Raw genomic sequence first — 20,863 nt, 5'->3', positions numbered from 1 at the left:
GCTTTATCTGTTGCAAATTGAAATCGTTTGATTTTTGATTACAAAGGTGCAAATAATGAAAAGTACACGCCTGTTCCTGATAAAAATCGCTGGCTTCATGATCTTAATGTGTAGTGCACTGACAGCCAGCAGTGTGGAAACTTATAAGCTGGGCGTCAATGCCCCGCGCTCAACGCAAGAGACCCAAAATCAGTGGCAAGACCTGGGCAAGTATCTGAGCAAGACAACAGGTAAGCAAGTAGAAATTGTCCCCATGGAAGTGTCCAAGGTGTTTGGCGATGCCAGTGCCAAGAAAGTTGATTTCATCCTTGCCAATCCCAACCAGACCTTGATGCTGAAGGTGAAACTGGGGGCGTCGCTGCTGGCTTCCCTGAATGGCAAGCAGGGCTCAGTATTTGGCGGTGTTGTCGTGGTTAAAAAGGGTGGTGCTATCAGCAAGATAGAAGACCTGAAAGGCAAACCTGTCAGTGCCTTGGGCATACAGTCTGCGGGCGGTTATTTATTCCAGGTTTATCATTTATCCCAAAAGGGTATGCAACCAAGGCGTGACTACGGCTTGTTCACGACCACCAGCCAGGACGATTCTGTGCTGGCTGTGCAGTCAGGCAAATCCAGCGCAGCTTTTGTCCGCACCGGCATACTGGAGAACATGGCCAAGGAAGGTAAAATCAAGCTGGAAGATTTCACTATCCTCGACGAGCGAAAAGATGCAAAATTCCCATTTCTGCTGACGACAGAACTGTATCCCGAATATTTCGTGGTCGCCTTGCCGCATGCGAATAAAGATGTGGCAGCTGAGATCAAGGCCGCATTACTCAAAATGCCGGCAACTGAGCCTGCAGCACAAACAGCAGGCATCAAAGGTTTTATTGAACCACTGAGCACCTCGACGCTGGAAAGCGCCATGCGTGCTGTCAAAGCACCGCCATTTGAATAATGCTGCTCGCCATAAAACCTGCCAGAGGCATCATCGCATCGCAGTGGTGATGTCTCTGGTTTTGATTAGTTCAGGTAATTTGATTGACAGTAAACCAGCCTTGTCACAACCAGCCGGATTTCTTGAAGCGGTAATATAAATAAGCACAGGCTGAGAACATGATGCCTACCGCCATTGGATAGCCATAATGCCATTCCAGTTCTGGCATGGCTTTGAAATTCATACCCCAGATACCGGCAAATGCGGTGGGTACCGCAAAAATTGCCGCACCTGCAGCCAGCCGCTTGTTGACTTCACTCTCATCGATGGCGACCATGGACAAGTTCACCTGTATCGCCGTGCTGATGGTGTCACGTATGGTTTCGATCGAGGTGTTGACGCGGTAAAGATGATCATATACATCGCGGAAATATTCCTGGGTATTCACGCACAAGGCTGGTACACGCCCACCAAATAATTTGCCGCATGCTTCCATCAAAGGTGTGACCGCATGTTTGACTACCATGATCTTGCGCTTGAGCTGATACAGGCGCTGGATATTTGCTCGTTCACTGCCCTTGGTAAAAATCTGTTCTTCGATAAGTTCCAGTTCTTCTTCCAATGTTTCTACGACAGGGAAGTAGCGGTCAACGACGGCATCAATCAGCGCATAGAAAACAAATGAAGAACCATGCTTGAGTAAATGTGGTTCGCGCTCGCAACGCTGGCGTACACCCAGGAAGTTTTGCTGACAACGGTTGCGCACCGACAATACATAATTTTCACCGACGAAGAGATTGAGTTCACCTATGTTCAGTTCGCCATCCAGCATTTCCACTGTGTGGATGACGGCAAACAAAGAGTCACCATATTCCTCGATTTTTGGCCTTTGATAGCCATGGCGCGCATCTTCAACGGCCAGTTCATGCAATTCAAATTCGACCTGCATTTCCTGCAATTCTTCATCCGAGGCATCGCGCAAGGCTACCCAGACAAACTGGTCTTTTTGTTGCACATAGTCGCTGATTGCTGCTACCGATATGTCGGACAGTTTGCGGCCTTCCTGATACGTAACGCAATTGATTAACATGTTTCAGTTTTCCGTCTTTTGTTAGGAGAAAAATAGCCTTAGTCTGATCCAATATGAGCGCTATGTAAACTCAGGTCTGGCATGGTTCAGTTTGTGTCATAGGAGGTTGTATCGCTGGCGCGCCACCAGCGCTTGTCTACCCGAAAGTTGAAGCGGCGCCGGAATTGCAAAGGGCTCATCTGGGTTTCTCTTTTAAACAGCCGGCAAAATGAACTATTGTCGCGGTAACCACATTGCTCTACGATGGCGCTGATATCCAGCATGCTGATTTCCAGCAATTGCTTGGCTCTTTGTATACGCAGTTTTTGCAGATACGAGAGCGGCGACATACCCAGCACTTCATTGAAATAGCGATTGATCGTGCGCGGACTGACGGCAGCGGCATGTGCAACTTCCTGCAGATCATAGGTGCGGCTGAGATCTGCTTCCAGCCAGGCACGGGCTTTGAAGACGATGCCGTCACGCGCTTTTGCTGACAGCACGGGGTTCATGTCTGCACTGATCTTGTAGCGCTCTTCCTGGTAGTAGGTGGCATCGATCGCACTATTGGCCAGGGCATCTCCAGAATGCAGGCGCATGACTTCATAAATCAAACGGTAATTGCTGGCTGGCGCACCGGTAGTAAAAATGTTGCTATCAACTACGACCTCGTGACGCAGATTCAGCAAGACATTTGGGTAATTATCGGCCAGCCAGCCACTCATCATCCAGCTCATGGCAGCCTGCTTGTGCTCAAGCAGGCCTGCTTCTGCCAGAAACCCGGTAGCGTTATAGCTGGCTGCGATGATGCCACCAGATTGATGGCGTGCCTGCAGCAAGGCTTTTTCTGCACCACCGGTTTTAACGCGCCTGTCCAAATCATAGATAGTGTTTATTTGCAGACCAGGCATGACCAGCACGGTTTGCCTGGCGGGCAGATATTCATCCGTGCCATCGAAGCCTGGTGCCATGGAGTTTGTCAGCCATGGCAAATGCAGGGCCTTGCCATGCACATCAATAATGCGCCAGCGAAATGGCAGGGCACGCCTGCCTGCCTGGCTTAGTTTTTCAGGGTTTCTCAAACTCCACAAGGTATTCCCCGCGGTAATGGCGTCAATGCTGGTCAGCATGGCACCAGGCATGCAGCCGTCCAGAAATAAGAGATCAAAGCGTATCGGTAACATTTGATTACATAGATTTGCTTACAAGTCATGGCTGAATCAGCACATCGCTTGTCTATTTTAGCTTATTAATTTTCCCCAAGCATGAATATACTTACTGCACAGAAACGATATTTCTGTTTCCAAACGGTGGGTGCGCACTCCACAGGAAAGGTTTTGTAGTCCCTCAAACTGCTTATACTTTGGATAAGATCATGCACTCACTTGCTCAGACAAATACCATCATTGGTATGCCACTGGACGTCCCTCGTCATAATAAGAGAGATGCTTTCAAGCGGCAGACACCACAGACCCCAGTATATCCCTGGCCGGACAAGCAGATTCCGAGTTTCAAAGTCAAGCTGGTAAATACCAGGAATGATAGAGAAACCATCGACATGCTGGTCAATGAACGCTTTTCCTCGCGTGGATATGCCCATCCTGAGGCGAGCAAAGCCGGCAATATTCTTAGCCTGCAGGCGACCATAGAAAATCGCGTGGTTGGCACGCTCAGTGTGCAATTCGATGCCGGTGAAGGCTTGCCGCTTGATAAGCTGTACCAGTTTGAACTGGATAGCTTGCGCAGGAGAGGTGCAAAGCTATGTCAGTTCACCAAGCTGGCGATAGAAAAAGAAGTCAAGTCCCGCAGCGTACTCGCGTCCTTGTTCCACCTGGCCGAGATATGGGCATTGCGGGTGCGCCAATACAACTATATCTGCATAGAGGTCAATCCCAGGCATGTGGCGTTTTATCAGCGCATGTTGAAATTTACGGTCTTGAGCGATGTCAGGGATAACCAGCAGGTGCAGGCACCATCTGTTTTGCTAGGCATCGATTTGCATTATGTTGCCAGGATGATAGAGATTTTTGGTGGCAAACCTGAGTTGGCTGACACCGAGCGTTCTTTTTATCCCTACCTTTTCTCCCATGAAGAAGAAGCCCGTCTGGCTGCCCGCATGCAGGGTTTGAGTGAGCAATAAAAATGAAACCATTACCAGCACATCCTGCTCAGTCAGCTTCTTCTTTTGATTACGATCAGGCTTTTTCCCGTAATCTGGGTTGGTTCACCGAGGCAGAGCAGGCCCAACTGCGTGGCAAGAAGGCTGCCATAGCGGGCATGGGTGGCGTAGGCGGTGCGCATCTGCTGACCTTGGCCAGACTGGGTATCGGTGCTTTTCATATTGCAGACTTTGACCAGTTTGACCTGCCTAATATGAACCGCCAGGCCGGTGCCATGCAATCCACCCTCGGCAAGGACAAGGCGCAAGTCATGCAGGCCATGGCCAGGGATATCAATCCTGAGCTACAGATAGAAGTTTTTGCCCAGGGTATAGGGCCAGCCAATATGGATGCCTTTCTGGATGGTGTGGATATCTATATTGACAGCCTGGACTTTTTTGCCTTCGATACCCGCCGCGCGGTGTTTGCTGCCTGCTATCGCAAAGGCATACCGGCTGTGACTGCAGCACCACTGGGTATGGGCACCGCAGTACTGGCGTTCATGCCGGGCAAAATGCGTTTCGATGATTATTTCCAGATGCAGGGCCAGTCAGAGTTTGAGCAAGGCATACGTTTTTTAATCGGGTTGGCACCGGCACGTCTGCATGGTTCTTACCTGGTTGATCCTAGCCGTGTGCGGCTGGATTTGAAAAAAGGCCCGTCAACGGTAATGGCCTGTCAGCTGTGTGCAGGCGTAGCTGCAACGGAAGCTGCAAAAATTCTGCTCGGACGTGGCAAAGTGGTTGCTGCACCGCGCGGCATCCATTACGACGCTTACCGGCAAGAGTTGAAGAAAACCTGGCTGCCAGGTGGCAACCGCAATCCCTTGCAAAAAATTAAACTGGCGATTGCCAGACGCATGTTAGGCCAGAAACTGGCCGAAGCAGAAAGACAGCATGAGCCCGCTTGAATACATACTGGACAAGGCACGCTGGGCACCTAGTGGTGACAATGTACAGAACTGGCGCTTTGAAGTTGTCTCGGAAGACGCTTTCATCATTCGTGCCTTTGATACCCGTGACACGGTAGTCTATGATTTCGATGGCCGTCCCAGCCAGCTCGCCCTCGGTGCTCTGCTGGAAAACATCAGCCTGGCAGCCAGCCACCAGCACAGGCATGCAGAATTTTTGCGTATAGACAGTCAGGGAAATTTGGACAATAGTCAGGCGCTTGCTTACCAGGTCAGGCTCTTGCCCGTCGACATCTGCATTCCACACCCTTTGGTGGAGATGATAGAAAAAAGAAGCGTGCAAAGACGGGCACTATCTACGCTGGCTCTGCGTGCAGAACATCAATTGTTGCTGGAGCAGGCTGTAGGTGGTAACTTCAGCATATGCTGGTTTGGTGGCTGGCAGCAACGCTGGAAGATGGCGAAATTATTATGGCAGAATGCAAAAATACGCCTGACCATGCCAGAGGCTTTTCCCACTCATAAAAAAGTCATAGACTGGGGTAAGCAATTCAGTACAGATCGCATACCGGATCAAGCCATAGGCATGGATAAACTGGGTTTGCTATTGATGCGCTGGGCCATGCATAGCTGGCAGCGGGTCAACTGGATGAATCGCTTTATGGCAGGCACATGGCTGCCACGTTTGCAACTGGATCTGATTCCGGCATTATTTTGCGCCACACATTTTATGATCGTGGCAAGGAAAGAGCCGCAAACTGTAGAAGATTTTATTGCTGCTGGCCGTAGCCTGCAGCGCTTCTGGCTGACAGCTACACAGCTGGGCATACAATTGCAGCCAGAGATGACACCACTGATCTTTAGCTGGTATGTCAAAGCCGGACGCTCTTGCAGTGATACTGCGGGTATACAGGAGCAGATGCTGGAATTGCAGCAAAACCTGGCGGCGTTGTGCCATCCCGCTGTTTTGAAAAATACCAGTTTTATGGGTAGATTAGGTTATGGCAAGGCAGCACAGTCACGCTCTTTAAGATTGAAGTTGCAGGATTTATGTCTTCAGCCCGGTGGCGACCTGAAAGATAATTCTCGCGACTGTCTGGCCGTGAGCAAGCTTCCTGCCAGGGAATATAGCTGATTCACACAAATTGTATAGCTTGAACAATTATCACTGTCACGCCGCAGGATCAGCGTCAGGAACGGGTGGGAGAAGACGCAGGTATTCTTTGCGGACGACTTCATAACATTCGCAGACGCGGGCTTCCATTGCAGGCCTGTCCACCACCGTGATATGACCACGTCTGCTGGTAATCAATCCATCTTTTTGTAATTGGCCTATGACTTGAGTGACGCTCTCGCGACGTACTCCCAATAAATTGGAAATCATTTCCTGGGTGATCACGATATCATTTGAATGCAATCTGTCCATACTCATCAAGAGCCAGCGGCACAATTGTTGATCCAGTAAATGGTGCTGGTTGCAAACGGCGGTTTGTGAAGTCTGGCAAATCAGTGCCTGGGTATACAGCAGAGCATATTGCTGCAACTTGCCACCCAGGGAAAATTCCCTTTTCATGACTTTTCTGCTGAGCTTATATGCCTTGCCGGTGCTTTGGACTTCTGTGCTGGACGGCATGCTATCACCACCCATGAAGATGGAAATGCCTACCATGCCCTCATTACCTACCAGTGCCACTTCACTCGATGAACCATCTTCCAAAGCGTAGATCAGCGAGACGATGCCAGAGATAGGGAAATACAGAAAACGTACATGGTCACCAGATTCCAGCATCGTCCATTTCAAAGGGAGAGGTACCAGTTCCAGGTCGGGCAAAATACGCTCGAAATCTGCCTTGGGTAGCGCAGCTAATATACTGTTCTGTTTTGGATTTTCAGACCATGCAGCTTTGCTTATTTTTTTCATATGCGCTTTAAGGTAGCTTGCTTGTTCTACCGCAGGCTTGGGCAGGCTGTAACGTCAAAGCAGTTTACATCTTTTCGGAAGCAGTCTATAGGTCAATTTGCTTGCGCAGGTGGAAACAACAACATTGCAGGTGCTCATCCTGATTTACCGTTAATAGTTTTCTCCAGGCTTAGCTGAACGTACATAGAAAAAGTGGCGCTCAGAATGAACTATCCCCTCATATCAAGCGATATCAGGGGATATCCATCATGCCTTGGCAGCCTTGTTTTTCTCAGTCTTTCTCTGCAAGACAAAAATAGGCTGCGCCCATTCAGTATCTTTTTTCTTCTTGCTGGTGATCAGTGTCAGTTCTGATGGGTCATACACATCAGTATTATGCGTCAGCGGCGTCGTCATCAGATACTGGGCATCCGTGTTCTTCAGGAACTCACCAACCAGCTGGATATTGCGTATATCCAGATGGGCGAAGGGTTCATCGATGAAGACAAAACCGCCTGAACCATCGTCAGATTTCAGCAAACCTATCAGCAGTATCAGTGACTTCATGACTTGCTGGCCGCCAGATGCTTCACCATCATTCATGCCTATCGGGCCTTTGCCGTCAAACTTGAAGCGTACATGCAAGCCAGCCTGGGCCAGTTGTATGTCGTCATTCTCCAGTTTGACCGGGTCGGTATGCACTTCTATGCCTGCCAGCTCACCTAGTTGCTTGATGTTCTTGCTGTATGACTTGATCGTGAAACGCAACCTGTCCATATAGGCGGCGCGGGCATTCACGGTGGCTTCTATCGCCCGGTTATTCTGGTAGCGGCGTTCATCAGTCTCAGCCTGGCGGCCTTGCAGCAGGGCGTTCAGGCGGGTGTATTGATCGACCACGGTGGAATCAGTTTCCCAGTCATCACGCGCCAGGTTATTCGTCAGGCTGCGTATGCGCAATTCTATCTGGTGGACGTTTTCATGCTCGGCCACCAGTTCCTTGCGGTGCGAAGCGCGCTTCCAGTTATGCGGCAGGGTATGCCAGGTGTCGCGCATGGCGCGCAGGGTTTCAAATTGTTCCTTGCGTTCATCGGCATGGCGCTTTTCTGATGTGCGCAATTGGGCTTCGGCATCGGCAATTGCAGCCTTGGCCTGCTCCCATTTCAAATGAGCTACCGAGCGTTGCTCGGTAGCTGCTTTCAGCAAAGGTGCGATTTCACCGAGGCGACCGCCGACTTCCATGCGCTGCTGTTTCAGCGGCTGAGTATTGCGGCTGGCTTCTTCAAATTCTGCATGGCGGGCACTCAGTTCTTTTGCGGCGTCAACACCAGCCAGGCGCGCTTTGAAAGAGCTGATTTCACCTGCCAGTTTGCTGATCTGCATGGTCAGCACATCTTCTTGCGATTGCAGGCGTGGCAAAGACTTTAGCAAGGCTTCCAGGCGCTGGGTGCGGCCTGCATTACCAAAGCGATAGCGTGATACTTCGACAAACAGCGAACGGCCACCACGGCGCTCGAAATGATAGGCGTCAGGCGTAATCCATTCCTGGTTCTTAGGCAACTTCATGCCAAGCTCAATTGAGCCTACGGTATCGATGCGCTGCAGTTGTTCTATCAGCCAGCCAGGTGCCTGGCCAGTGAAGTTAACGACAGACAGCAGGCTCTGGTCCTTGACCACCGGTGCACTGATACGGTCAGGCACAATGAAGTGGCTGTAGCGCTGCTTTTCACCAATGCGGTAAGCGGCAGAAGCATCGGTGGCTTTGTCCAGCAAGATGACTGAGGTATAGCCGCGCAATACACCTTCTACCGCCGCCTGCCATTTAGGATCGGTTACTTCGACAATCTCTGGCAGCATGCAATGTGGAATATTCGCATCAGTGAGTGCACGGCGCATCTGGCGCACATTCTCAGGGTCAGGCAGGGCAGACTTGCCTTGCAGGGCGGCGATGGTTTCCATCTCGCCAGCAATACGCTGGGTCAGGGAATCACGTTCCAGTTTCTGGCGTGACAGCTCGGCTTCTTTCTTCTCCAGATCGTCAGCGATATTGGCGACATCGGCATCAGCTTCAGCAGCCAGTTTTTGCAAACGGGCTTTTTGTTCCAGCAGGCTTTCTTGCGGTTTGAGTTTGCTGTTGATCTGTCCCAGCTTTTCTCGCAGTGATGATTCTTCAGCTTCCAGTGCAGCTTCTGCCTGCTTGGCATCTGTGACTTGCTGTGCCTGCTGTGCCAGGTGCTGGCGACGGTCAGACAGGGCCAGGTCTTGCGTCTTTAAAAAACGCTTGCTGGCACGCAGGGCCTGGCTGGTAGTGCCCGCTTTTTCCAATGCTTCATGGTATTGCAGGGTAGGCAGTATCTCTTCCTGCAGGTCGCGCTTTTCTTTGTTCAGGCTTTCATACTGGTGGTAATTGGCAACGCGCAGGCGCAAGCCTTCCAGATTGGTTTTTGCACCTTCCAACTCGGTTTCAAAACGCTGCAATTCAGTTTCAGTATCACGCTGGTGACGCTTGGCGTCATCATAGGCATCCAGCACTTCCTTGTCGCCAAAGACCTGGAACACCAGGTCCAGCAACTGGCGCGGCGCGTATTCACAGAGTTTGTCTGTCTCGCCCTGTTCCAGCGCCAGTACTTTACCCATGGCATTTGACAAGCCTGCATGTGACAAGCGTTTGCGATAACTTTCCACACCCAGCCAGTCATTGGCTTCCTGTATTTCTTCTATCTCGGTTTTGCCGCTGCGCATCAGGTATTGGCGCTTCCAATCACCACCATTTTTTTCTATCTTGCAAAACAGCGTGACCTCATCTTCATACAGGCCAGACATGCGGAAAGGGCGGTTGGAAATCTGCGGACCCACCGCGCTGTTATCCACCACCGCACGTATCCATGCTGTTTGCTGACCTGAGTGGCGGGCGTAATGTTTGTACGAACGCCCCATCGAACATTCCAGGCCAAACAGGGTGCGCAAGGCATCCAGCAGCGTGGTTTTACCCGAGCCATTTTGCCCGGCGATGGTAATGATCTTGGCATCGAGAGGGATGTTCTTGATGCGTTGCCAATAATCCCAATGGACAAGTTCAAGCGATTTGATATGAAACATGGTGCTTATTCTTTTTCGGTATTGGTGTCGGGATTGATGTCTGGACTGGCGTCTATATCAGTGCTGGTATTTGCACTTGCATCGGCAACGGGCGTTTCCACGTTTGCTTCATTTGTTTCAACAGAGATTTCAGCTTCAGGCGCAACAACAGGTGCGATGATGGCAGGTGTACGTGGTACCGGGATCTGGAAAATATCTGACAGCGCGCCATTGATGATGCGGTCTTTCAGGGTATCGGTATCCATGAGCAAATCCAGCAGCGGGCCTTCCAAAATCAGATCTGCCTTGCGCTCAATAAAACCTACGCGTGCCAGTTGGCCCAGGTTCATGTCCATGCGGGTTTTCTTGCCCAGCTTTTCACCAAAGTCTGCCAGCAGGGCGCGGTAGGAAATACCTATCGAGGTATCTTCTGCGCGCGGCATGGGTTTGTCTTTGCCGAACATATCATTCTGGTCTTCTTCTGCCAGTTGATGGGCTTCCTGGCGTTCACGCTTCGGTAAAATGATCAGTGACCACAAGACTACCAGCAAGGCCACGCCATCGCGAGCCAGGCCAAAATTATTGTTTTGCCAGGTCTCTTTGGTACCAAATACCTTGGATTCGCTATCGCGTGTCAGTGCCAGGGTCACATAGTCGGCATACACGTTATCGACAAACTTCATGCCGCAGGCTTTCAGGCGTGTATCGATCTCGGTGCGGAATAATTCATCTGACAAGGCGCGCTTGACCAGTTTGTCTTCACGGCGCAGGGTCTGGTGCGCCAGCAAGCGGGCGATCAGGATTTGTGCATCTTCGATCATGGTGTTTCTCTTGTCTGTACAGGTGGTGCAGATGGTGCAGATTGTTCAGCGGGTGCAGATGACTTCGCTTTGCGTGCTGGCTGGACTGCGTTGGCCGCATCGGGGGCGTTCAGGCTGGCAATGGACATTGCCGCGACATGTTCATCATGCACCTTGTGCATTTTGTCTTTGGAATTGAAGACCAGCGGCAGGCGTGCCAGTATCCCGGTTGCGCCCTGCAAGGCGGATTCATTGGGGTCACCCAGCAAAGGCAGCATGGAGGCCCGGTAAGAGGCAATCGAAAAATTCGACGGTAATAAAATATCTTGTAGCGAGATCGGTTTTTCTGAGGCATCGGCCTCAGTCAGCAAGGCCAGCCAGTGATCGAGCTCATGCAGGGCATCGCTATCATCGTTGGCAATCGACGGTGCATTTTCACCGGCAGGCAAGGCACCAGCGAGGGCAGAGACACGGTGGCTCAACAACTCACTCTCGGCCACGTCTATCATTTCTGAGGGCGTGATGAACATCGGCGTTACAGGTTTTGCCAATGCATCGTCAGCCAGTGCTGCCAGATCATCCTTTTGCAACAGCCAGGTCTTGATATCGGTGGTCGACAAGCCAGACTGACCCAGATGCACACGCTGGCGCTCAATCTGGTTCAAAGCTCTTGAGAACATGCCCTGCATATTCAGCAAGGCACTCTGGGCGCGGCCTATGGCCTGCGCTGCCCTGTGTGTTGCTGCATCGGCACGGCTGTCATTGGTGATGGCATGGATGATCTCTGAACCTTTTTCTACCCAGTCACAGGCGGTATGCCATTTTTGCTGGGCAGTGCGCAACTGGAATTCTGAGCCTGAGGCTATCGCATCCGAGAATTCTTCCGTCAACTCTATCAGGCGGCCCAGCAAGTGATGCAACTGTTCCACCGAGACGCCGCCAACGGCCTGTGCACCGGCAACCTGGGTGAGCATATAACTCATCTCAGCCTGGTCATTGTTTTCTTCGACTTGCAGCAAGGACTCTATCGCCGCCAGTACATTGCGGGCTGTCGGTGCAATGCGGTAGACCGACTGGCTGGCATCCCAGATTAGCAAACCGGTAGAGCGCAGGCGTGACAATACCGTCTCCAAAGCATCTGCTTCGAGATAACCGAGTTTGGCATTGATATCTGCCCGGCTTAGCGAAGGTGTTTCCACATCCGCTGTCAATTCCCGCAAAACCAGCAGGCGCAACAGCACCCCGTTGAAACCGCCATGAAACAAAGCCGTAAAAGCCTGTAAAACAGGCTGGCCACGCTTCAGGGGGAATACAGCGGAAACGTCTTCGGGAGTAATACCAGGCTTGAAATAGGTCTGCAGAGCGAGATCGTCTTCGTTCTGAACCTCAGCGTCGTTACTTATATTTTGCATGCGGGCATTTTAACCGCTTGCAGCCTGCTTGAGTATTGTCAGGATTTTAATTTTTGGCAGTGCGCATCAAGAAAATGATGTTGAGCATATGGCTAAAAATCCATTTTCTTAATGCTAATGCAAGTTTGTATAGCGAATTTATAAAATATGGATAATTTAAAAAATGTTGCTTTAAAATTAATCAGTGCAGGCGTGATCTGTCATAGCGATGTTCTATGATTTGCAGAAGCAGCACTTCACGCTCTGTTTCATTGGCATGTAACAGACGTGTCACCGCTTTGCGCGGTACCTTGAAGTAGCGACGGCGGTTTGAACGCATGTCCAGCGTGCGCCAGCCTTTTTCGGTCAGCCATTCCCATTGTTCATAGTCAATAGGCACGATCAATTGCATCTTCAGGCGTTTATAGACAACGGTGCTGCCAAATGCCGGTTTAGGGCCAGGTGGTGGCAGTTCGCGGTCATGGCGCACTCTGAAGATAGTCCTGAAACCGTTTTTGATAACGTCAATTAACATGGTGTACTTATTGAAATAGCAAAGAGAAAATATGCGCCAAATCTGGTCTGGCAATTAAATTCTGGTATCCGCCATCTCTACAGGATGTCTGTGGATATTTGAATGACTCACCACTGTGTCTGGCAGTGGGAGAAGACATCACCAAAATTGAGGAAATATTTTAGTCGTATACCAAGTATTTCCTTTCATATTCTCGTGTAAGTTTTTGTAATCTTTGGATTGCATGGTTACATTAATTCACATTTGGCCGGATTTTAAAAGTTGTTTTTTTGATTATCATTATGATGTGCTGCGCGTTGTGTACGTATTGTGTACATTGAACTAGAAAAGAATTCGGACAAATTGGGTGGATTCTGAAATTACCGCACTTGCATCTGAGCTTGCAGCTTGTGAGAAAAAAATTCATAAATGTAAGAAAATGACTTGTGAGCAGACTAAGTATATTCAACTGCCATATAAACCAGGAGAAAGCCATGACCACGACATCAACTCAATTTGCCACACTGGGAGGCGGTTGCTTTTGGTGTACCGAAGCGGTATTCCAGCAAATTCGCGGGGTATTGAAAGTGGAGTCCGGCTATTCTGGCGGGGCAGTGCATCAACCCACTTATGAACAAATCTGCACGGGCAAAACTGGCCATGCAGAAGTGGTGCGCCTGACGTTTGATCCGGCTGTCATCAGTTACAGGGAATTGTTGGAAATTTTCTTTACCATCCATGATCCAACCACGCTGAACCGTCAGGGTAATGATAGTGGCACTCAATACCGTTCCGTGATTTTTTTCCATGATACGCAACAGCAGGCAACTGCTGAGCAAGTCGTCAAGGAAATGGCGATGGTCTGGGATGATGCGATCGTCACGGAAGTCAGCCAGGCACCAATGTTTTATATTGCGGAAGACTACCACCAGAATTATTTCCGCCAGCATCCGCAGCAAGGCTATTGCTCATTCGTGGTAGCCCCAAAAGTCGCCAAGGCCAGGAAGATGTTTTCCAGCAAGCTGATCACTTAAGCATGATCAGAAGCTATGCCTACCATATTTGAAAGACTGATCTCTGGCGAGCTACCCTGTGCCAAAGTGTATGAAGACGCTTTGGTGTTTGCTTTCATGGATGCCGGGCAGATTAATCCTGGTCATGTGCTGGTCGCCAGCAAACAGCCTTACCCGACCTTGATGGATGCTGATGAAGCCACAGCCATGGCGATGATGCGCGCTGCGCATGCGATAGCCAGGGCTGTGCAGCAAGAATTTCAACCTGAAGGCATGACTATCTTGCAGGCAAATCGTGAAGCTGGCTGGCAAACTGTGCCGCACCTGCATTTACATGTGCTGCCGCGCTTTGCCGGGGATGGGGTAGAGCTTATCTGGCCACGCAAGGAGCCAGGCCTGGAGGTATTGCAGGCATATGCAGCGCGTTTGGCACTTAGTCAGGAAATTTGCTCGTTAACATGAACCTGAGCCAGAAGAACAGGAGAATTACAGCTTCTCCTGTTTTTCAAATCCATTTCACATCATTCAACGCAATTTATTCCTGAGCGCATCCATCATTTTCGGTATGCTGTCTTTGCTCATGCTATCAACTATCCAGCCCAGGCCCATGGGCACCGGGCCCGGATCGGTAAAGACATGGTATTTGACGACAGTTTTGGCGGGGTTGTCAGCCAGGGCTGTCAGTTCCCATTGACCTGAGGTATCGGCTATGGTTTCTTCCTGTTTCAAACCTTCCCATGGTTGCAATTTCCAGCTCAGATTACATGCGGCAGAGCTGACTTTGGGTGTCATTTTTAAGCGGTATTTTTTTATTTTCCCCAGCGGCAGATTCAGTGTGAAATCGACCAGGGCAGATTCATCTGGCTGACGAGTGACCTTGGCCTTGGCCGTATTAGGCATGAAGCTGGGATAGTCTTCATAAGCCTGTATGGTTGCGCAGACTTTGGCGACAGGCGCATTCAGGATAGTGCCTGCAGCAAAAGTCTTGCCATTGCTGTCTGCCTTGCTTTGATCTATCAATTGCACTTGTGTTTCAGTGAATTTGCTGGCGTCGAGTTGTGCTGCCTGGGTAGTTGGCAGCAATAGCAAGCTGGACGTGATGCCAATTAAAACTGATACATGCTTCATGGTTTATTCACACCTTCGCGTATTTTTTCTATATTCACTTTTTTCAAGTACTCCGGGATATTTTTCCACATGCTGTGATAGCCATAGCCACCCTTCATCAATTCTTCCAGTGCCTTCTCTTTTGTCCAGGCTTGATACAGGATACGGTACATGGCAGTCACCAGGCCAGTGCGGTCAGCGCCGTGCATGCAATGCAAAAGCACAGGGCCATCCTTTTCTGCCGCCTTGATGGCACGCAGGGCAGAGATGACATTGGTATCATTGATATTCCAGGTATTGATGCCTATGCGTTGCAGCTTGATACTGGAATCTTTGAAGATGCTGGCGTCAGAATGAAAGGAGCGTAAGCTGACCACCGTCTTGATGCCCAGGGATTGCAGTAAGGCGACATCCTTGCTGTCGAGTTGGGCGCTGCGGTAAAAGTCTTGATGTACGCGGAACAGGTTTTGCGTTTCTGCTACTGGAGTCGCCCAGTCCGGGGAACGAGTTTCCTGTGCGCTGACGGCACTTGTGACTAGCAAGACAGCACAGGACAGTGCAGCCAGATAGCTGTTGCCACGCTTATTTTGCATCTTGCTGATCTTCATGATCTTATTAAGCATGTTTTTTATACGAATAAATATAGAGAAAAATGGCACCGATTAATCCTACCCAATAATCGGTTGGTACACCCAGCAACCAGTGTATATGCCATGGCACATCACGCGGGCTGAAGCGTGAAATGCCATATGCCGGATTCATTACGAACCATAAAAAATCCTCGACTATCCAGAATGTCATGATATTGGCGATGGCACGACATTCCAGTTTGACCGTCCATTGCTGCAACATCGCAAAGGGAAAATGAAAAAACAAGGTGATGAAAGGAAAGACCCAGGCATGGTAACCCGTCATGGCCCTGCCACCCCAGAAAATGTCCAGCAGCCAGTGCTTTTCTATACGCCAGGTTGGCAGATTGGCTGCCCAGCCGCCACTGCCTTCGATCTGGATTTCTACCTGCGCAAAGAACAGCGCCAGTACACAGACAAAGATAAAGCAAAGCAAGAAGGCCTTGAATGCATTATTAGTTGAATTGTTAGCAGATTTCATCGTCAAACCAGGGCTCAAACCGGTGCATCCAGTATGGTTTGCAAGACCTGTATTGCTGCCTGTGGACGCCCCAGCGCTTGCGCCTTGAGATGCATGTCGTGCAATTTATCCGGATGCTGTAACAGATGATTCAGGCGATAGGCCAGGCTGACATCGTCATAGGCTTTCAGCGCAACACCTTGTTCCAGCAAAAAGTCGGCATTGCGTTCTTCCTGCCCTGGAATTGGTGAGTTGACGATCATGGGCAGTCCCATGGCCAGGCATTCAGATGTAGTCAGGCCACCGGGCTTGGTAATGACCAGATCAGCACAGGCCATGAGGCGTTCTACCTTGTCAGTGAAGCCTTGTGGAAGCAGGCGTCCGGGATAACGCAAGGCCAGTTTTTGCAAGGCTTGCAGGGCAGGGGCGTTTTTGCCAGCCAGTACGATAAGCTGAAAATTGCCAGGTAATGACAACAGGCGTTCAGCAACTTCGTCGAGGCCACCCAGGCCAGCACCACCGCCCATCAGCATGAATGTTTGCAGAGATGGATCGAGGCCGAATTCTGCTGCACAGGTTTTCCTGTCCAGTGCCTGGGTGAAAGCAGGCATGATGGGGATGCCAGTGACATGAATGCGCTCAGCCGGGATGCCAGACGTACGCATACGGTCGGCAACCTCTTCGCTGGCAGCGAAATAGCCTGCCATGTGTTCATGCACCCACATCCTGTGTAAATCAAAGTCGGTGACCTGTACCCAGACCGGGCAATGCAGCCTTTCCTTGCGCAGCAGACGTGACAACATTTCGGCAGGCAGGAAATGGGTGCAGATGATAACGTCCGGTGCAAAATCGGCAATAGCTTGCAGTAGAGGACGGGCATTCAGGCGCTCTATGCCGCGCCTGAGTTTTTCCATGGTGCTGTCAGACTGCGCTTCATTACTGGCGTGGTAAAGATAGCCCCACAAGGTCGGTGCCTTATTGACCAGCTTGATATAGAAGTCTGTATAGATTTTACGAAACCCGGCGGTGACAAAATCCATTACGTCCAGGTGCAAGACTTCAGTGTCGGCAGCGTGTTGCAGCGCGGTAGCCTGTATGGCCTGGGCAGCACGTTTATGGCCTGCACCAGCAGAAACGCTTAATAACAAGATCTTTTTCTTAGGCATGGACTTCGGTGTCGGTAAAAAAACACCGAGGATAACATGGTCTGTAAACCATCATGCCAAATTGACTTGCTGACTACCTCCTCACAGGAGGTAGTCCGGGGTGCGAAATAACATCAAAGAAGTTCAAATAAGCTCAAGGTTGCAGGCGGGATATCTTCCAAGCGCCATTGTCATCGCGGGTATAGATGATACGGTCATGCAGGCGCGAGCTGCGGCCTTGCCAGAATTCTACGCGCTCTGGCACTAGCCGGTAGCCACCCCAATGGGATGGGCGTGGCGGGTGATCGCCAAATTCTGCCACTACGGCGGCCAATTTTTGCTCCAGTGCTTCACGGTCAGAGATAGGCTGGCTTTGCTGCGAGGCCAGTGCACTTTGGCGGCTGCCCAGTGGGCGGCTGTTGAAGTAGGCATCATTTTCTTTGTCACTGAGCTTTTCTATGCGGCCTTCTATACGTACCTGTCTCTCCAGTGCAATCCAGAAAAACAGCAGGGCAGCATGGGGATTATTTTCCAGATCCTGGCCTTTGGCGCTATCGTAATTGGTGAACCAGGAAAAACCTCTCTCGTCAAATTCCTTGATGAGTACGATGCGTGAACTGGGTTTGCCTTCCACATTTACTGTAGACAGTGTCATGGCATTCGGCTCTGCCACATCGGCTTTCAAAGCCTGATCAAACCAGTTGGCGAACTGGCTGTAAGGATCGCTGGTTACATCAGATTCAGCCAGGCTGGCTTTTTTGTAGTCGGTGCGGATATCAGCTACGGACATGGTTTTCCTTGATAAAGTATTCAGAAGATCGGTATGTTTTTTTATGCAGCAATACCACGCCTTGCCTGCATGGCCGCGCCCAGCGCTGCCATTTGCGCCTCAGAAAACAGTCGCTTGGCCATGGGGGCGATCTGTGTTTCCTCTATCTGCATGTGTTCGATGTACAGTGCTTGAAAGTCTTGCACTTCGCTGGCAGATAAGGATGCCGCGCTTGCTGCTGCAATGGCACTTAATTGCTTTTCTAATTGTTGCCATTGCGCCGCCATGTCTTCATGTTGGTTAAGAATTTTTGGCAACAAACTGGCTAACAGGCTTGCATCTTCATTCTTGGCAGTGACTTGCAGTTCAGGCAATAGATTGATTTCTTCATCTTCGTGATGCAAGGGCGCTGCCTTAATGAAGTAATTCAAAACAGACTGCGCGGCCTGTTGGGCATCCTTGTCTGCTCCGTGCGCAGGCAAGTGCTCCAGCAGTTTAGTCATGGTTGCCAGTTGTTTGCGTATGCGATCATGGCAATGCTTGAGTACTGCCAGGGGCTGATCAAAGCCTGGGGCACTGTCGAATAGAGTATTCATGTTCACCTTGCATGTGTTGATCTGCCTATTATGCAATAGACAGGCTAGCCATGCTTGCGTCATATCAAATTCAGACGTGCTGACTTGGACGCGCTAACTATGCGCCAGACAAATATATTCCCCGGCGATAGCTTGGCTCTTGCTTGCCCGCTGAGTTGCTGCAGCGCTTTCTTTCAAGTCGTTCAGATTGAAACCATTTTTCTGCAAAAATGCCGGGACCTGGTCTTGTGCCATGCCAGACAAAAAAGGTTCGGCTTTTCTTTTCAGAAAAAAATCGATGATCTTGCTGGCCGGACGGAAGTTGGGCCGGCCGTCTGCCTGGATTTCCATCCAGGTGAAAATCAATGATGTCTCGGTTGCGGCTATTTTCATTTGCTGTAATAGCTGGGCAATATTGGTGGTCGTCAAATACATGAGCAAACCTTCTGCGATGAACAGGGTCTTTTGTCTTGCATGAAAGTGCGGACAACTGCTTAACACTTCGGCCAGAGATTGTTTACCCAGTTCAGCCGCGATATAGTGTATGCGATTTGCGTGTGATGGTCCTGCCGCAGCACGCTTCACAGTCTGTGTTGCCGGATGATCGATTTCTATCAGTTTCAATCCGGCAAACTGCTCAGCCAATTCCATGCACAGGGTATCGTAACCCGCACCTATCAAGACGATCTGACGTGTACCAGCGGCGACAGATTGTGCGACATATTCCCTGATCTGCTTTTTGCGCAAGACATAGTGCAACAAGATGCCTGGCAGAGTGATTTTCTCTGCCGCATAGGTCAGTGTGCGAAACCAGTGGCGTGCAACAAGGCCGGACAGACGCGGGTGGCTGGCCCGCAATAAGCGTCGGCCATGTACTGCCATCGCGTGTGGCACCAGGTCGCGGTAATCCGGATCACGCGCCAGCATCTGCACCCCGGCTGCGACGATCAGCGCAGTGTTGCTGGCCTGATTTGTCTTCATGCTGCCTGCTCCAGGTCCGCAGAGAACATGGCTGCATGATGCAGGAACCAGGTACTCTGAAATAGTGAATCAGGGTCAAAACGGTGCTTGTAAGCCAGGAAATTTTCAAAGTTGGGATAACAGTGGCGAATTTGCTCAACTGTCGCGAAGCGTCCATAAGTCAGGTAAAAACTGCCATCGCGTTTGATCGCCAGAGTTATCAAGCGACGGAAAGCTGCAGCGGTGGCGGCGATACCGCTCTCAGTATGTTCAGTATGCAAATTAAAGATGACGCAGGCATAATCTTGTTTGGCCCAGGGTAAAAAACTTTCTGTATCTGCCTCTATCAGGCGTACCGTGCCATAGATGAGATCCACTCCGTGCTGGCGAAAATCCTGCGCAGCATCATGCAAGAAGGCTGGCAGTTCAGCTTTGGGTACATACAACTCACCTATCATCTCCGAACCTTGATGCCCAAGCAGGCTGTCTATCTGTTTGTGATAGCCATCCAGATAAGTGGTTTGTTGCAGCCTGTCACTCCAGTAAACCTGGCCGGAACTGGCGATATAGTGCTGGGCATAACAATCAAAGGCACGGCTCTTGTCCACATGGGCGAGTACCAGCAATTGCTGCCATTGCTCATCGCTGAGCGCATGTTCTTCCTTGATGCTGCTGGCATCAGATACCGGGCAATAGCAGGAAAATACACCGCGCTGTAAAAAGTCCGGGCTGGCAGGGTCGATGGCGAACTGGAAGTCACCATAAGCGTAGCCAGCATCTATGCGTTGTGCAAACGCGGGCATCAACTCATCCAGCGAGATGATACTGACATCACGTCGCATTTTTTGTCTTTTAGCCAGACACAGGCTGACTTTGGTAATGACGCCAAACATGCCATAACCACCTATGACCAGTCTGAAAAGGTGGCGATTGATTTCGCGGCTGCAGTGTTGCAAGTTCCCCTGCGCATCAAGCAGGCTGAAGCTTTCTACGTCGGCAATGAACGGGCGCATTTGCAAGCCACGTCCATGTACATTCGCAGACAGGCAACCACCTATACTGAGGTCATCGGCCCCAGTTTGTTTTTGCCGTATGCCCCACTGATGCAAGCTGTCTTTCTGGGCGGCTTCCAGGTAATCAATCAGCGCAGGCCACTGTATGCCAGCCTCGACCGTGATGATGCCCAGTTCGCGATCGAAGTCCAGCACTTTATCCATGCCACGCATGTCCAGCAAGACCGCATCTTCAGCAAACTGCTGCCCACCCATGGCATGGCGGCCAGCACTGATGGCGATCTTTTTGCCATTGCTTTTTGCTGCGGCCAATGTGCTGGCAAGCTGTGCGAGATTGGTCACTTCAACAATCCTGCTCACTTTTGTGAGGTTGAGCGCGGAATGCACATCATTTACATTGATTACGCTATGTGACTGGTTTTTGTTGGGCATGTTGTTTTCTCCTGATTTGAAGATTC

The 20,863-nt window shown here is 50.5% G+C and carries 21 protein-coding genes; 6 read left to right on the top strand and 15 right to left on the bottom strand.

The features are described from left to right. Positions 1-55: 55 nt before the first annotated feature. Positions 56-937, top strand: coding sequence for a phosphate/phosphite/phosphonate ABC transporter substrate-binding protein (locus AC07OI_RS20485; protein ID WP_495258539.1), 882 nt, complete (start codon positions 56-58; stop codon positions 935-937). A gap of 103 nt (positions 938-1,040) precedes the next feature. Here AC07OI_RS20485 and corA read toward each other — a convergent pair whose 3' ends face one another. Next, on the bottom strand, positions 1,041-2,006 hold the full coding sequence (gene corA, locus AC07OI_RS20480) for a magnesium/cobalt transporter CorA (protein ID WP_495258538.1): 966 nt from the start codon (positions 2,004-2,006) through the stop codon (positions 1,041-1,043). 86 nt (positions 2,007-2,092) lie between these two features. Beyond that, positions 2,093-3,169, bottom strand: coding sequence for a GlxA family transcriptional regulator (locus AC07OI_RS20475; protein ID WP_495258537.1), 1,077 nt, complete (start codon positions 3,167-3,169; stop codon positions 2,093-2,095). A 191-nt stretch (positions 3,170-3,360) separates the two neighbouring features. Here AC07OI_RS20475 and AC07OI_RS20470 point away from each other — a divergent pair, with 191 nt between their 5' ends. The 3 genes from AC07OI_RS20470 to AC07OI_RS20460 are packed head-to-tail and all read left to right on the top strand — an operon-like array spanning position 3,361 to position 6,189. Further along, entirely contained in the window at positions 3,361-4,125 is a 765-nt protein-coding gene (locus AC07OI_RS20470) for an N-acyl amino acid synthase FeeM domain-containing protein (RefSeq protein WP_495258536.1), read from the top strand. 2 nt (positions 4,126-4,127) lie between these two features. Next, positions 4,128-5,054, top strand: coding sequence for a ThiF family adenylyltransferase (locus tag AC07OI_RS20465; RefSeq protein ID WP_495258535.1), 927 nt, complete (start codon positions 4,128-4,130; stop codon positions 5,052-5,054). Further along, a complete protein-coding gene (locus AC07OI_RS20460) occupies positions 5,041-6,189 on the top strand; it encodes a nitroreductase family protein (RefSeq protein WP_495258534.1) in 1,149 nt (382 codons plus the stop codon). The genes AC07OI_RS20465 and AC07OI_RS20460 overlap by 14 nt, the downstream gene beginning before the upstream one ends. Before the next feature lie 36 nt (positions 6,190-6,225). Here AC07OI_RS20460 and AC07OI_RS20455 read toward each other — a convergent pair whose 3' ends face one another. The 5 genes from AC07OI_RS20455 to AC07OI_RS20435 all read right to left on the bottom strand — a co-directional run bounded on the left by AC07OI_RS20455 (position 6,226) and on the right by AC07OI_RS20435 (position 12,755). Then, positions 6,226-6,975, bottom strand: a complete 750-nt coding sequence (locus AC07OI_RS20455) for a Crp/Fnr family transcriptional regulator (RefSeq protein ID WP_492706564.1) — start codon at positions 6,973-6,975, stop codon at positions 6,226-6,228. A 246-nt stretch (positions 6,976-7,221) separates the two neighbouring features. Next, positions 7,222-10,050: an ATP-binding protein gene (locus AC07OI_RS20450; protein WP_495258533.1), complete on the bottom strand. Its 2,829-nt coding sequence runs from the start codon at positions 10,048-10,050 to the stop codon at positions 7,222-7,224. Between the two features lie 5 nt (positions 10,051-10,055). After that, complete coding sequence (locus AC07OI_RS20445) at positions 10,056-10,850, bottom strand: hypothetical protein (RefSeq protein WP_495258532.1); 795 nt, start codon at positions 10,848-10,850, stop codon at positions 10,056-10,058. Next, complete coding sequence (locus AC07OI_RS20440) at positions 10,847-12,241, bottom strand: hypothetical protein (RefSeq protein WP_495258531.1); 1,395 nt, start codon at positions 12,239-12,241, stop codon at positions 10,847-10,849. The genes AC07OI_RS20445 and AC07OI_RS20440 overlap by 4 nt, the downstream gene beginning before the upstream one ends. A 181-nt stretch (positions 12,242-12,422) precedes the next feature. Beyond that, positions 12,423-12,755: a hypothetical protein gene (locus AC07OI_RS20435; RefSeq protein ID WP_492706572.1), complete on the bottom strand. Its 333-nt coding sequence runs from the start codon at positions 12,753-12,755 to the stop codon at positions 12,423-12,425. A gap of 473 nt (positions 12,756-13,228) precedes the next feature. Here AC07OI_RS20435 and msrA point away from each other — a divergent pair, with 473 nt between their 5' ends. Together msrA and AC07OI_RS20425 are read left to right on the top strand one after the other, a co-directional pair. Next, positions 13,229-13,768 carry a peptide-methionine (S)-S-oxide reductase MsrA gene (gene msrA, locus AC07OI_RS20430; protein WP_492706574.1) on the top strand — a complete coding sequence of 180 codons (540 nt, stop codon included), beginning with the start codon at positions 13,229-13,231 and terminating at the stop codon, positions 13,766-13,768. A gap of 15 nt (positions 13,769-13,783) precedes the next feature. Continuing rightward, entirely contained in the window at positions 13,784-14,209 is a 426-nt protein-coding gene (locus tag AC07OI_RS20425; protein ID WP_495258530.1) for an HIT family protein, read from the top strand. 63 nt (positions 14,210-14,272) lie between these two features. On the opposite strand, the gene AC07OI_RS20420 is transcribed toward AC07OI_RS20425, so the two are convergent. From AC07OI_RS20420 to AC07OI_RS20385, 8 genes are all read right to left on the bottom strand, one after another. Further along, the gene (locus AC07OI_RS20420; RefSeq protein WP_495258529.1) at positions 14,273-14,875 is read right to left on the bottom strand and encodes an SRPBCC family protein; all 603 of its coding nucleotides are present in this window, start codon (positions 14,873-14,875) and stop codon (positions 14,273-14,275) included. Then, positions 14,872-15,477: a dual specificity protein phosphatase family protein gene (locus AC07OI_RS20415; protein ID WP_492706580.1), complete on the bottom strand. Its 606-nt coding sequence runs from the start codon at positions 15,475-15,477 to the stop codon at positions 14,872-14,874. Before AC07OI_RS20415 ends, AC07OI_RS20420 begins: the two co-directional genes overlap by 4 nt. Next, positions 15,470-15,964, bottom strand: a complete 495-nt coding sequence (locus AC07OI_RS20410; RefSeq protein WP_492706582.1) for a hypothetical protein — start codon at positions 15,962-15,964, stop codon at positions 15,470-15,472. Before AC07OI_RS20410 ends, AC07OI_RS20415 begins: the two co-directional genes overlap by 8 nt. A 14-nt stretch (positions 15,965-15,978) precedes the next feature. Further along, a complete protein-coding gene (locus tag AC07OI_RS20405; RefSeq protein WP_495258528.1) occupies positions 15,979-17,109 on the bottom strand; it encodes an MGDG synthase family glycosyltransferase in 1,131 nt (376 codons plus the stop codon). Positions 17,110-17,242: 133 nt separating this feature from the next. Next, positions 17,243-17,878: a pyridoxamine 5'-phosphate oxidase gene (pdxH, locus tag AC07OI_RS20400; protein WP_495258527.1), complete on the bottom strand. Its 636-nt coding sequence runs from the start codon at positions 17,876-17,878 to the stop codon at positions 17,243-17,245. 41 nt (positions 17,879-17,919) lie between these two features. Beyond that, positions 17,920-18,453, bottom strand: a complete 534-nt coding sequence (locus AC07OI_RS20395; RefSeq protein ID WP_495258526.1) for a hemerythrin domain-containing protein — start codon at positions 18,451-18,453, stop codon at positions 17,920-17,922. Between the two features lie 93 nt (positions 18,454-18,546). Then, positions 18,547-19,413, bottom strand: a complete 867-nt coding sequence (locus AC07OI_RS20390; RefSeq protein ID WP_495258525.1) for a class I SAM-dependent methyltransferase — start codon at positions 19,411-19,413, stop codon at positions 18,547-18,549. Then, positions 19,410-20,837, bottom strand: coding sequence for an FAD-binding oxidoreductase (locus AC07OI_RS20385; RefSeq protein WP_495258524.1), 1,428 nt, complete (start codon positions 20,835-20,837; stop codon positions 19,410-19,412). Before AC07OI_RS20385 ends, AC07OI_RS20390 begins: the two co-directional genes overlap by 4 nt. Positions 20,838-20,863: the final 26 nt, after the last annotated feature.

The sequence above is a fragment of the Undibacterium sp. GW821-FHT07F11 genome (assembly GCF_059418665.1).
The sequence above is the reverse complement of the archived record's forward strand: the minus strand, read 5'-3'. Positions and strand labels throughout refer to the sequence as shown.

Coding starts and splice junctions, on each gene's coding strand:
- AC07OI_RS20420 (WP_495258529.1), bottom strand. CDS start 14,875: ATGAAGCATGTATCAGTTTTAATTGGCATCACGTCCAGCTTGCTATTG.
- AC07OI_RS20450 (WP_495258533.1), bottom strand. CDS start 10,050: ATGTTTCATATCAAATCGCTTGAACTTGTCCATTGGGATTATTGGCAA.
- AC07OI_RS20390 (WP_495258525.1), bottom strand. CDS start 19,413: ATGAAGACAAATCAGGCCAGCAACACTGCGCTGATCGTCGCAGCCGGG.
- corA (WP_495258538.1), bottom strand. CDS start 2,006: ATGTTAATCAATTGCGTTACGTATCAGGAAGGCCGCAAACTGTCCGAC.
- AC07OI_RS20445 (WP_495258532.1), bottom strand. CDS start 10,850: ATGATCGAAGATGCACAAATCCTGATCGCCCGCTTGCTGGCGCACCAG.
- AC07OI_RS20435 (WP_492706572.1), bottom strand. CDS start 12,755: ATGTTAATTGACGTTATCAAAAACGGTTTCAGGACTATCTTCAGAGTG.
- AC07OI_RS20425 (WP_495258530.1), top strand. CDS start 13,784: ATGCCTACCATATTTGAAAGACTGATCTCTGGCGAGCTACCCTGTGCC.
- AC07OI_RS20440 (WP_495258531.1), bottom strand. CDS start 12,241: ATGCAAAATATAAGTAACGACGCTGAGGTTCAGAACGAAGACGATCTC.
- AC07OI_RS20470 (WP_495258536.1), top strand. CDS start 3,361: ATGCACTCACTTGCTCAGACAAATACCATCATTGGTATGCCACTGGAC.
- pdxH (WP_495258527.1), bottom strand. CDS start 17,878: ATGTCCGTAGCTGATATCCGCACCGACTACAAAAAAGCCAGCCTGGCT.
- AC07OI_RS20385 (WP_495258524.1), bottom strand. CDS start 20,837: ATGCCCAACAAAAACCAGTCACATAGCGTAATCAATGTAAATGATGTG.
- AC07OI_RS20485 (WP_495258539.1), top strand. CDS start 56: ATGAAAAGTACACGCCTGTTCCTGATAAAAATCGCTGGCTTCATGATC.
- AC07OI_RS20405 (WP_495258528.1), bottom strand. CDS start 17,109: ATGCCTAAGAAAAAGATCTTGTTATTAAGCGTTTCTGCTGGTGCAGGC.
- AC07OI_RS20415 (WP_492706580.1), bottom strand. CDS start 15,477: ATGCTTAATAAGATCATGAAGATCAGCAAGATGCAAAATAAGCGTGGC.
- AC07OI_RS20455 (WP_492706564.1), bottom strand. CDS start 6,975: ATGAAAAAAATAAGCAAAGCTGCATGGTCTGAAAATCCAAAACAGAAC.
- AC07OI_RS20465 (WP_495258535.1), top strand. CDS start 4,128: ATGAAACCATTACCAGCACATCCTGCTCAGTCAGCTTCTTCTTTTGAT.
- AC07OI_RS20410 (WP_492706582.1), bottom strand. CDS start 15,964: ATGAAATCTGCTAACAATTCAACTAATAATGCATTCAAGGCCTTCTTG.
- msrA (WP_492706574.1), top strand. CDS start 13,229: ATGACCACGACATCAACTCAATTTGCCACACTGGGAGGCGGTTGCTTT.
- AC07OI_RS20460 (WP_495258534.1), top strand. CDS start 5,041: ATGAGCCCGCTTGAATACATACTGGACAAGGCACGCTGGGCACCTAGT.
- AC07OI_RS20395 (WP_495258526.1), bottom strand. CDS start 18,453: ATGAATACTCTATTCGACAGTGCCCCAGGCTTTGATCAGCCCCTGGCA.
- AC07OI_RS20475 (WP_495258537.1), bottom strand. CDS start 3,169: ATGTTACCGATACGCTTTGATCTCTTATTTCTGGACGGCTGCATGCCT.